The sequence below is a fragment of the Micromonospora sicca genome, assembly GCF_003172935.1.
Lineage (GTDB): Bacteria > Actinomycetota > Actinomycetes > Mycobacteriales > Micromonosporaceae > Micromonospora > Micromonospora sicca.
In genome coordinates, this window is sequence record NZ_QGKS01000326.1 from 1 (window position 1) to 11,227 (window position 11,227).

The following is an 11,227-nucleotide window of genomic DNA, read 5'->3' on the forward strand; positions in this document are numbered from 1 at the left end:
GGGTGGCTAGGCGGGCGGCGCGGGCGGCGCGCTTCTCCTCGAAGCGGGCGGCGGCCTGCTCCAGGTCGTCGAGGTGGCGGGCGATCTGGTCGCGGGCGGCCTCGCCGTCGCCGTTCAGGCCGGTCACCGAGAAGACGTCCCACTGGCGCAGCACGGGGACGACCACGTCGTCGCGGTGCTGGCGCAGGTCGTAGATGCCGGCCAGGGCGATCGCCACGGACTTGCGGGCGAAGCCGTCGATGCCGACACCGGGCATCTGGAAGTCGGCCAGCACGTCGGCCACGGCCCGCATGGCCTGGCTCGGGGCCAGCTCGAAGGCCGCGGCGAGCAGGTTGCGGTAGAAGACCATGTGCAGGTTCTCGTCGGCGGCCACCCGGGCCAGCAGCGCCTCGCAGGCTGGGTCGCCGGTGACCCGTCCGGTGTTGCGGTGTGAGATCCGGGTCGCCAACTCCTGGAACGACACGTACGCCAGCGAGTGCAGCACCTCGTCGCCGTGCGCGTTGGTGTAGCCCGCCGACATGTGGGTCATCCGGGCGCGCTCCAGGGCCACCGGGTCGACCGCCCGGGTCACCGTCAGGTAGTCGCGGATCGCGGTGCCGTGCCGCCCCTCCTCGGCGGTCCACCGGTGCACCCAGTTCCCCCACGCGCCGTCTCGGCCGAACAGGGTGGCGATCTCGTGGTGGTACGAGGGCAGGTTGTCCTCGGTGAGCAGGTTGACGATCAGCGCCGTCCGGGCCACGTCGGGGATGGTGGAGTCGGACTCCGCCCACGCCTCGCCGCCGAGCGGGCCGTCGAAGGTGCGGCCCTCGCTCCACGGGACGTACTCGTGGGGGAACCACTCCTTGGCCATCGACAGGTGCCGGTCGAGGTTCTTCTCCACCACGGCTTCGAGTTCGAGGAGCAGGGCGGTCTGGCTCATCGGGGTGGTCATACGGGTCTCCCTACGGTGGCGTAACTTACGCCACCGTAGGTCCTCTACCCCGTACGCGCCAGTACGAACTCAACTGACCAGTGGCTTCAGGTCCGCGCGCGGCGGCGTCCACTCCCCCGCCGCCGCGGCTACCTGCTCGCCGGAGCGGATGTCCTTCACCTCGTCGCCCTCGGCGCCGGGGAACCAGACGTACGGGATGCCCCGCCGCTCGGCGTAGCGGATCTGCTTGCCGAACTTGGCCGCGCTCGGCGACACCTCGGTCGGGATGCCCCGGGAGCGCAGCGCCTCCGCCACCTTGTTGCTCGCCGGGCGGTCCTCCTCGGTGCTGACGGCGACCAGGACACACGTCGGCACGCTGCGGGAGACCGTCAGCGCCTCGGCGCCGAAGAGCAGGCCCAGCAGCCGGGTCACCCCGATGGAGATGCCCACTCCCGGGAAGCGGACGTTGCCGGAGCTGGCCAGGTTGTCGTATCGGCCGCCGGAGCAGACCGAGCCGAACCGCTCGTAGCCCAGCATCTGCGTCTCGTAGACGGTGCCGGTGTAGTAGTCCAGGCCACGGGCGATCCGGAGGTCGGCCACGCAGAGGCCGGGCGAGTGCGCGGCGGCGGTCTCCACCACGGCGGTCAGCTCGGCGATGCCCTCGTCGAGCAGCGGGTCGCTCACGTCGAGGGCGCGCACCGCGTCGCCGAAGGAGGCGTCCGGCGCGGAGATCTCGGCCAGGGCCAGGCACGCCTTGGCCTGCGCCTCGCTCGCCCCGGCGGTCTCCGCCAACAGCTCCGCGACCCCCGCCGGGCCGATCTTGTCGAGCTTGTCCACCGCGCGCAGCGCCGCCTCCGGGTCGGTGAGCCCGATGCCCCGGTAGAAGCCCTCGCAGATCTTGCGGTTGTTGACCTGGATCCGCACCGGCGGGATCGGCAGCGAGCGCAGCGCGTCGCCGATCACCAGCGGCATCTCCGCCTCGTAGTGGGCCGGCAGGGTGTCCCGGTCGACGATGTCGATGTCGGCCTGGAGGAACTCGCGGTAGCGCCCCTCCTGCGGGCGCTCGCCCCGCCACACCTTCTGGATCTGGTAGCGCCGGAACGGGAACTGGAGCTTGCCGGCGTTCTCCAGCACGTAGCGGGCGAACGGCACGGTCAGGTCGAAGTGCAGGCCGAGCGAGTCGTCGCCGGCCGGGCCGTCGGTGTCGGCCTGGAGCCGGCGCAGCACGTAGACCTCCTTCGAGGTCTCCCCCTTGCGCAGGAGCTGGTCGAGGGGCTCGACCGAGCGGGTCTCCAGGGGGGCGAAGCCGTACAGCTCGAAGGTGGCGCGGATCCGGTCGAGGACGAACTGTTCGATCATCCGCTGCGCGGGCGTCCACTCCGGGAAGCCGGAGATGGGCGTGGGCTTGCTCATGGCGTACTCCTTGCGTCCCGCGCGGGCCGCGCGGGGAGGTCGTGGGTGCGGTGAGTCAGAGACCGCGGGTGGGCGCGGCCGGGCGCGCGCCGCCGGTGCCCGCCACCTCGAGGAGGTACGGGTTGCTCGCGCGCTCGCGGCCGATGGTGGTCGCGGGGCCGTGGCCGGGCAGGACGACCGTGTCGTCGGCCAGCGGGAGGACCTTCTCCCGCAGGCTGGACAGCATCCGGGGCGTGCTGCCGCCCGGCAGGTCGGTGCGGCCGATCGAGCCGGCGAAGAGCACGTCACCGGAGAGGCAGATCTGTTCGGCCTCCCAGGGCGAGCCGGCGCCGGGCATCCGGAACAGCACCGACCCGCCGGTATGGCCGGGGGCGTGGTCGACGGTGATCTCCAACCCGGCGAGGGCCAGGGTCGCGCCGTCGGTCAGCTCGGCCACGTCGTCCGGTTCGGCGTACGGCAGCCGGCCACCGAAGAGCTGGGTGAGGTCCGTCGACAGCGCCTTCGACGGGTCGGCCAGCAGCTCGCGGTCGTCCGGGTGGACGTACGCGGGGATGCCGCGCGCGCCGCAGACCGGCGCCACCGAGAAGGTGTGATCGAGGTGGCCGTGGGTGAGCAGCACGGCGACCGGGTGCAGGCGGTGCTCGGCGAGCAGGGCGTCGAGCCGGTCGAGCACCCCGATGCCGGGGTCGACCACCACGCACTGCTCCCCCGGCGCGGTCGCCACCACATAGCAGTTGGTGCCGAAGGCGTCCGCGGGAAAGCCGGCCACGAGCACGTCCGCTCCCCTTCCGTCGAGTCGTCGTCTCCGTCCAGCAGCCTAGTCGGCCGGGCGAGCGCATTGTTCCGACCCAGCGGTCCCACCCGTCCCGGTGGGCACAGTGACATCTTCCGATAAACCGTGGCCGGACCTCGTACACCACTTTCCCAGCGGCTACCCGTACACTCTGGCGGGCGTGTGGCGTGGCGCACTGCCGCCGGACGGGCGGACGACGCCCGGGCGCCGGCGACGACCAGGGCAGAGGAAGGGGAGCACGGGTGGCTTCCAGCAGGGACCGGCAGCGCAAACTGGCGCGGGCCAAGCTCGACCGGCAACTCGCCCGGCGGGCCGCGGCCGCGAGGCGCCGCCGGCAGATCCTGGCCGGCGTGGGCGCCGCCGTGGTGCTCGCGCTGATCGTGGTCGGCTCGGCCTGGGCGCTGGGCGCGTTCGACTCCGAGCCGGAGAAGAAGGCCGCCGAGGACGTCTGCGTGTGGACCCCGCAGGACGCCGGCGCCAACACGAACCTCAAGGACGTCGGCACCCCGGCCACCACCGGCCTGCCGACCTCCGGCACCCGGGCGATGACGATCACCACGAACCAGGGCGGCCCGATCACCGCCGAGCTCGACCTGGCGTCCGCGCCGTGCGCCGGGGCGAGCATCGCCCACCTGGCCGGCAAGTCGTTCTACGACAACACCAAGTGCCACGAGATCACCACCGAGGGCGCGCTGCGCTGCGGCGACCCGAGCGGCAGCGGCATCGGCGGCCCGGCGTACTCGTTCTACGACGAGAACGTGCCCACCCCGGCGCCGAGCGCGTCCGGCAAGCCCGCCGCCGGGCAGCCCCCGGCGTACCCGAAGGGCACGGTCGCCATGATCGCGAACCCGCCGGGCAGCAACGGCAGCCAGTTCCTCGTCTTCTTCAAGGACTTCAACCCGGCCAAGCCGGTCTACCCGGTCATCGGCAAGGTCACCGCCGGCCTCGACGTGGTGGAGAAGATCGGCGCCCTGCCGACCGTGGACAATGGGAGCGGGGCCAAGGTCAAGCCGAAGACCGACGTGGTGATCCAGAGCCTGACGGTCGGCGAGCCGACCACGGCACGGGCCGCCACCGGCGCGCCCACGGCCAGCCCCAGCGCCGGCTGACCCGGCCGCCCACCCACCGCAGCGGCTTCGTCCGCCCGAGAAGTTTCGAAGGAGTGACCGTGACGTCCACGAGAGAGCGGCAGCGCGCGGCGGCGCGGGCCCGACTCGAGCGGGAGATGGCCGAGCGCGCGGCCCGCGCCCGCAAGCGCCGGCAGACGCAGGCGATCGTCGGGGCCGGTGCGGTCCTGCTGCTCGTGGTCGCCGGCGCCGTCTGGCTGGCCACCACCCTCGGTGGCGACGACGACAAGAAGCAGACCGCCACGTCGGCGGGTGCCGCCCAGTGCGCCTTCACCGAGGTCCCCAAGGAGGGGCGCACCAAGCAGATCAAGGACGTCGGCCTGCCCGGTGCCCAGCAGCAGAACAGCGGCACCCAGACCATGACGATCGACACCAACCTGGGGCCGATCACCGCGAAGATCGACCGGGCGGCCGTGCCGTGCACCGCGGGCAGCTTCACCCACCTGGCCAGCAAGGGCTTCTTCGACAACACCAAGTGCCACCGCCTGGTCACCGAGGGCATCAAGGTGCTGCAGTGCGGCGACCCGAGCGCCACCGGCAAGGGCTGGCGGGAGACCGACGGCACCGGCGGCCCGAGCTACAACCTGGCCGAGGAGAACCTGCCGACCGACAAGCGCCCGCCGTACCCGGAGGGCGTCATCGCGATGGCCAACTCCGGCCAGCCGGGCAGCACCGGCAGCCAGTTCTTCATCGTGTACGGCGACTCGCAGCTCGACCCGAACTACACGGTGCTGGGCACCATCACCGGCGGCATGGACGTGGTCAAGCAGGTCGCGGCGGCCGGTGACGACAAGGCCTTCGCGCAGCAGGCCGGCGGCGGCCACCCCAAGAAGGAGATCGTCATCAACAAGCTGGCGATGAGCGGCATCCAGGGCTGACCGCCCCGTACGACGACGAAGCGCCCGCCGGCCGCAGCCGGCGGGCGCTTCCGCGTCCGTGCCTCAGGCGCCCGAGGTGACCCGGTACGCGTCGAAGACGCCGTCGACCTTCCGCACCGCGGCCAGCAGGTGGCCCAGGTGCTTCGGGTCGGCCATCTCGAAGCTGAACCGGCTCACCGCCACCCGGTCCCGGGTGGTGGTGACGGTGGCGGAGAGGATGTTCACCCGCTCCTCCGACAGCACCCGGGTGACGTCGGCCAGCAGCTTGTGCCGGTCCAGCGCCTCGACCTGGATGGCGACGAGGAAGGTGGAGGCGGAGGTGAGCTTCCAGCTGACCTCGACCACCCGCTCGCTCTGCGCCCGCAGGTCCTCGGCGTTGGCGCAGTCGTCCCGGTGCACGCTCACCCCACCGGAGCGGGTGACGAAGCCGAAGACCGCGTCCGGCGGCACCGGGGTGCAGCAGCGGGCCAGCTTGATCCAGACGTCGCTGACGCCCCGGACCACGACGCCCGGGTCGCTGCTGCTCTGCCGGCTGCGCGGCGGCCGGGTCGCGACGGCGGTCTCGGCGATGTCCTCCGCCGCGCCCTCCTCGCCGCCGTAGGTGGCCATCAGCTTCTGCACGACCGACTGGGCGGAGACCTGGCTGTCGCCGACCGCCGCGTAGAGCGAGGCGACGTCGGCCAGGTGCAGGTCCCGGGCGATCGCCATCAGCGCGTCCGAGGTGAGCATCCGCTGCAACGGCATGCCCTGCTTGCGCATCGCCTTGACGATCGAGTCCTTGCCGGCCTCGATCGCCTCCTCGCGCCGCTCCTTGTTGAAGTACTGGCGGATCTTGGTGCGGGCGCGTGGGCTCTTGACGAAGCCGAGCCAGTCCTGCGTCGGGCCGGCCGTGTCGGACTTCGAGGTGAAGATCTCGATCACGTCGCCGTTGGAGAGCGTCGACTCCAGCGGCACCAGCTTCCCGTTGACCCGGGCGCCGATGCACTTGTGCCCGACCTCGGTGTGCACCGCGTACGCGAAGTCCACCGGCGTCGACCCGGTCGGGAGCGGGATGACGTCACCCTTCGGGGTGAAGACGTACACCTCCTGGCTGGACAGGTCGAAGCGGAGCGCGTCGAGGAACTCGCTCGGGTCGGCCGCCTCCCGCTGCCAGTCCAGCAGCTGACGCAGCCAGGTCATCTCGTCGATGTGCGCCGGCGGGCCGACGATCTGGGTGCCCTTGTGCTCCTTGTACTTCCAGTGCGCGGCGATGCCGAACTCGGCGGTGCGGTGCATCGCGTACGTGCGGATCTGCATCTCCACCGGCTTGCCGGTGGGCCCGATGACCGTCGTGTGCAACGACTGGTACATGTTGAACTTGGGCATCGCGATGTAGTCCTTGAACCGGCCCGGCACCGGCTGCCAGTTGGCGTGGATGACGCCCAGCGCCGCGTAGCAGTCCCGCACCGTGTCGACCAGGATCCGCACCCCGACCAGGTCGTAGATGTCGTTGAAGTCGCGACCCCGCACGATCATCTTCTGGTAGATCGAGTAGAGGTGCTTCGGCCGGCCGGTGGTCTCCGCCTTGATCTTGGCGGCCTTGAGGTCGGTCGACACCTTCTGGGTCACCTGGCGCAGCAGCGCCTCCCGCTGCGGCTGGTGCTCCCCGATCAGGCGGTTGATCTCCTCGTACCGCTTCGGGAACAGGGTGCCGAAGGCGAGGTCCTCCAGCTCCCACTTGATGGTGTTCATACCCAGGCGGTGGGCCAGGGGAGCGAGGATCTCCAGCGTCTCCTTCGCCTTCTGCTCCTGCTTGGGGCGGGGCAGGAAGGTGAGGGTACGCATGTTGTGCAGCCGGTCGGCGAGCTTGATCACCAACACCCGCGGGTCCTTGGCCATCGCCACGACCATCTTGCGGATCGTCTCCGCCTTGGCGGCGTCACCCAGCTTGACCTTGTCCAGCTTCGTCACGCCGTCGACCAGGAGGGTCACCTCCGGGCCGAAGTCCGCCCGCATCTGGTCGAGGGTGTACTCGGTGTCCTCGATGGTGTCGTGCAGCAGCGCGGCGACCAGGGTGGTGGTGTCCATGCCCAGGTTGGCCAGGATGGTCGCCACGGCCAAGGGGTGCGTGATGTACGGGTCACCGGACTTGCGGTACTGACCGGAGTGCCAGCGCGCCGCCGTGTCGAACGCCCGCTGGAGCAGCCGGGCGTCGGCCTTGGGGTGGTTCTCCCGGTGGGTGGAGATCAGCGGTTCGAGCACCTCGCTGACCTGCGAGGTCTGCCAGGGCGCGTTGAACCGGGCCAGCCGGGCGCGAACCCGCCGGCCGGTCGGCGCGTTGGACAGCGCGAAGCCACCGGTCGGCGCGGGATCGGTCGAGCCATCGGTCGGGAACGGCACCACGACGGCGCCGCCGGGCGACGTGCCGTCGGCCGTGCCGGCGTCGGGGGCGACGCCGTTGCCAGAGCCCGTCACCCGGGCCGGCGGGTTGCCGCTCCGCTCGGTCACCGAGCCGTCCGCGTCGCCTGTCGGGTGCACCGTGCCCTCCACCGGAGGGACGACATCGTGGGACACCGGCCTCCTCACCGCTCGCCGGGGTGCGCCGGCCGTACGGCCGACGTTCGTATCAACCGGCTGTGGGGCCGGTGTTGTTCCGCGCCGGCCGCGGCCGGCGGTCCTTCCGCCACCGGACGGTCGCCCGCCCGGTCAGCAAAGGGCAATGCTACCCGCACGCAGGGTGCCCCGCCGCTCCGCCGGACGGTCCCCGCGGGCTCCGCCCGACGGGCGTGGCATCAAACGGTCAGCAGGGCATGGACCGGGCGCGGGGCCAGCCGCTCCCGGCCCTTGAGGAAGGCCAGCTCCAGCAGCACGGTGAAACCGGCGACCGTGCCGCCGGCCCGCTCCACCAGGTCGAGGGTGGCCTCGGCGGTGCCGCCGGTGGCGAGCACATCGTCGACGACCAGCACCCGGTGGCCGGCGGTGAAGGCGTCCTGGTGCACCTCCAGGGTCGCCTCGCCGTATTCCAGGTCGTAGGAGGCCGAGTACGCCGGACGGGGCAGCTTGCCGGCCTTGCGGACCGGCACCACACCCACCCCGGTCGCGTACGCGATGGCGGCGGCGATGACGAAGCCGCGCGCCTCGATGCCGACCACCGCGTCGAACGAGTCACGCCCGTGGTACGCGACGATCCCGTCGATCACCTCGCGGAACACGTCACCGTCGGCGAAGAGGGGCATCAGGTCCTTGAACATGACGCCGGGCTTCGGGAAGTCCGGCACGTCCAGTACCCGGCTGGCCACCAGCCGGGCGACCTCCGGGCCGCTGTCTCCCCGTACCCCGGTGCTGTGGGTCTCCGTCACGGTTGTCCCGCTTCCCTTCCGACGACGACGGCGTCCGCCATGCTGCTCGCACAGCATGGCGGACGCCGTCAGGTCGATCGCTACCGGGTCCGGTGGACCGGTCAGCGGCGCTTGGCGCCGCCCGGACGGTTGCCCCCGCCGCCGGGACGACCGCCCCGGGCACCGGTCGGACGCTTGGCGGCCGGTCGGGCGCCCACCTTCGGCGCCGAGCCGGCCAGCGCCGCCGCCTCCTGGTCGATGGCCGGCTCGCCGGCCTCGGCGGACCGCGGCGCGCCCTTCGGGGTCACCTCGCCCCGGGCGATGGCGCCCCGGCGGGCCAGCACCCGCTTGTTGTGCGCGCTGATCCGCGGGTCCTGGTTCTTCAGGAGCACCAGCAGCGGGGTGGCCAGCAGGATCGAGGTCAGGAACGCCACCGCCATACCGACGAAGAGCACCAGACCGAGGTCCTTCAGCGTGCCCGCGCCCAGCAGGCCGGCCCCGATGAAGAGCAGGCCGCCGACCGGGAGCAGGGCGACCACCGAGGTGTTCAGCGACCGCATCAGGCTCTGGTTCAGAGCGAGGTTGGAGGCCTCGCCGTAGGTCAGGTTGTTGTTCGCGGTGATGCCCCGGGTGTTCTCCTGGACCTTGTCGAAGACCACCACCACGTCGTAGAGCGCGAAGCCCAGGATGGTGAGGAAGCCGATGATCGTCGACGGCGTCACCTCGAAGCCGACCAGCGAGTAGATGCCGGCGGTGAGGATCAGGTTCATGAACAGCGAGCTGATCGCGGCGACGGCCATCCGCCACTCGAAGCGCAGGACCAGGTAGATCGCCACCACCGCGAGGAAGATGAGCAGGCCGAGCAACGCACGTTCGGTCACCTGGCCACCGAACGACGCGCTGACCTGGTTCGCGCCGACCTGCTCGAACTTGAGCCCGAACTTCTGGGCGATCTCGGTCTTCACCTCGTTCGACTGCGTAGGCGTCAGCTCGGAGGTGCGCATCTCGTACGTGTCGCCGCTGGTGCCGCCGACCTTCTGCGCGGTGGCCACCTCGGCGCCGCCACCCTTGGTCCGCAGCACGTCGTTCACCTGCTGCTCGGCCTCGTCCAGGGTGGCGACGCTGGCCGGCACCTGGAGCGAGGTGCCGCCGGCGAACTCGATGCCGAGGCTGAAGCCGCGCACGGCGAAGCTGAGCACCGCGAGCAGCACCAGCGCGGCGGCGACGCCGAACCACAGCTTGCGCCGGCCGACGATGTTGAGATCGGCCTCGCCCCGGTAGAGCCGGGACGCCAGACCACTCTTAGCCATCTCAGGCCTCCTTGACGCGCGGGTTACGGGCGGTGCCCTGCTCGGTCGACCGGGCCGGCAGGGCCCGGCCGAGGCCGCTGACCCGCGGGGACAGGAACGCCCGGCTCCGGGCGAACATCGTCATGATCGGGTGACGGAAGAGGAAGACGACCACCAGGTCGAGCACGGTCGCCAGGCCGAGGGCGAAGGCGAAGCCCTTCACCGTGCCGACCGAGACGATGTAGAGCACCACGGCGGACATCAGGGTGATGGAGTTCGCCGAGATGATCGTCCGGCGGGCCCGGATCCAGGCGCGTGGCACCGCGCTGCGCGGGCTGCGTCCCTCGCGGATCTCGTCCTTGAGGCGCTCGAAGTAGATGACGAACGAGTCCGCCGCCACGCCGAGCGAGACGATCATGCCGGCGATGCCGGCGAGGGTGAGGGTGAAGCCGATCGACCGGCCGAGCACCACCAGGGCGCCGAAGACCAGCAGCGCGGAGAGCACCAGGCTCAGGAAGATCACCGAGCCGAGCAGCCGGTAGTAGAAGAACGAGTAGATGATGACCAGCAGCATGCCGATGCCGGCGGCGAGCAGACCGGCCCGCAGCTGGCTCTCGCCCAGTGTGGCCGTCACGTTCTGCTTCTCCTGCTGCACGAAGGTCACCGGCAGGGCGCCGTAGCGCAACTGGCTGGCCAGCGCGTTGGCCGTCTTGTTGTCGAAGCTGCCGGTGATCTGCGAGTCACCGGTCAGCACGCCCTGGATCTCGGGGGAGGAGACGATCTGGTTGTCCAGGACCACCGCCACCCGGCACTTGCCGTCCTGACCGAGTGCGGTCTGGTCGCAGGCCTGGCCCTCGTTGTTGAACGCCTCGCGGGTCAGGTTGGTCCAGTGCTCCTGCCCCTTGCCCGTGAAGTTCAGGCTGACCACCCAGGCGCTGGTCTGGTCGAGCTGGGCGGAGGCGTCCTTGACGTCGGTGCCGACCACCTTCGCCACGTCGAGCAGGTACTTCGCGCCCGACTCGCAGGCGACGGCCCGCTGCTTCTCGTCCTTGATCGACGCCGGCGGCCGCTTGTCGAGCTGGGCGCAGGTGATGGTCGGGACGTTGAACTGCATGTCCACCGGCAGCACCGCGATCTCCTGCGGGGAGAGCGTGCCGAACGGCTTGAGCTTCTCGGCCAGTGACGGATCGGCGGAGACGTCGGCCGGGGCCTTCAGGCCGGTGGCGGCGGCCCAGGCGGCCGGCCCGACCTTCTGCTCGACGGCCTTGCGCTGCTGCTCGACGCTCTGCGGCACGGGCTCGGCGGTGGCGCTCGGCGACGGCGCGGCGGCGCTCGGCGAGGCCGACGGCGTCGGGGCGGCCGCGCTGGCGCTCGGCGTCGGAGCCATGCCGCCCTGCCCGCCGGCACTCGGCGAGGCGGTGACCTTCGGGGCGCTCGCCGACGGCTTCGGCGAGGCGCTGCCCGAGGGCTTCGGCGTCGCGCTGCCGGACGGGGCGGGGG

The 11,227-nt window shown here is 71.5% G+C and carries 9 protein-coding genes; 2 read left to right on the forward strand and 7 right to left on the reverse strand.

Going from position 1 to position 11,227, the window contains the following annotated elements:
* The 3 genes from DKT69_RS26975 to DKT69_RS26985 form a co-directional block, all read right to left on the reverse strand.
* Positions 1-931 (reverse strand): acyl-ACP desaturase (locus DKT69_RS26975; protein ID WP_236648372.1); only part of this gene is annotated, 931 nt, incomplete at its 3' end.
* A gap of 69 nt (positions 932-1,000) precedes the next feature.
* Positions 1,001-2,323 carry a histidine--tRNA ligase gene (gene hisS / locus DKT69_RS26980; RefSeq protein ID WP_109804309.1) on the reverse strand — a complete coding sequence of 441 codons (1,323 nt, stop codon included), beginning with the start codon at positions 2,321-2,323 and terminating at the stop codon, positions 1,001-1,003.
* A gap of 55 nt (positions 2,324-2,378) precedes the next feature.
* Positions 2,379-3,098, reverse strand: a complete 720-nt coding sequence (locus DKT69_RS26985) for an MBL fold metallo-hydrolase (protein ID WP_109804310.1) — start codon at positions 3,096-3,098, stop codon at positions 2,379-2,381.
* 260 nt (positions 3,099-3,358) lie between these two features.
* On the opposite strand from DKT69_RS26985, the gene DKT69_RS26990 reads away from it, so the two are divergent.
* Complete coding sequence (locus tag DKT69_RS26990) at positions 3,359-4,225, forward strand: peptidylprolyl isomerase (RefSeq protein ID WP_109804311.1); 867 nt, start codon at positions 3,359-3,361, stop codon at positions 4,223-4,225.
* 59 nt (positions 4,226-4,284) lie between these two features.
* The gene (locus tag DKT69_RS26995) at positions 4,285-5,121 is read left to right on the forward strand and encodes a peptidylprolyl isomerase (protein ID WP_109804316.1); all 837 of its coding nucleotides are present in this window, start codon (positions 4,285-4,287) and stop codon (positions 5,119-5,121) included.
* Positions 5,122-5,184: 63 nt separating this feature from the next.
* On the opposite strand, the gene DKT69_RS27000 is transcribed toward DKT69_RS26995, so the two are convergent.
* The 4 genes from DKT69_RS27000 to secD all read right to left on the reverse strand — a co-directional run.
* The gene (locus tag DKT69_RS27000; protein ID WP_109804312.1) at positions 5,185-7,674 is read right to left on the reverse strand and encodes a RelA/SpoT family protein; all 2,490 of its coding nucleotides are present in this window, start codon (positions 7,672-7,674) and stop codon (positions 5,185-5,187) included.
* Positions 7,675-7,892: 218 nt separating this feature from the next.
* Complete coding sequence (locus DKT69_RS27005) at positions 7,893-8,459, reverse strand: adenine phosphoribosyltransferase (RefSeq protein ID WP_109804313.1); 567 nt, start codon at positions 8,457-8,459, stop codon at positions 7,893-7,895.
* A gap of 101 nt (positions 8,460-8,560) precedes the next feature.
* Complete coding sequence (secF, locus tag DKT69_RS27010) at positions 8,561-9,748, reverse strand: protein translocase subunit SecF (protein WP_109804314.1); 1,188 nt, start codon at positions 9,746-9,748, stop codon at positions 8,561-8,563.
* 1 nt (position 9,749) lies between these two features.
* Positions 9,750-11,227 (reverse strand): protein translocase subunit SecD (gene secD, locus DKT69_RS27015; RefSeq protein WP_109804317.1); only part of this gene is annotated, 1,478 nt, incomplete at its 5' end.

Coding starts and splice junctions, on each gene's coding strand:
- hisS (WP_109804309.1), bottom strand. CDS start 2,323: ATGAGCAAGCCCACGCCCATCTCCGGCTTCCCGGAGTGGACGCCCGCG.
- secF (WP_109804314.1), bottom strand. CDS start 9,748: ATGGCTAAGAGTGGTCTGGCGTCCCGGCTCTACCGGGGCGAGGCCGAT.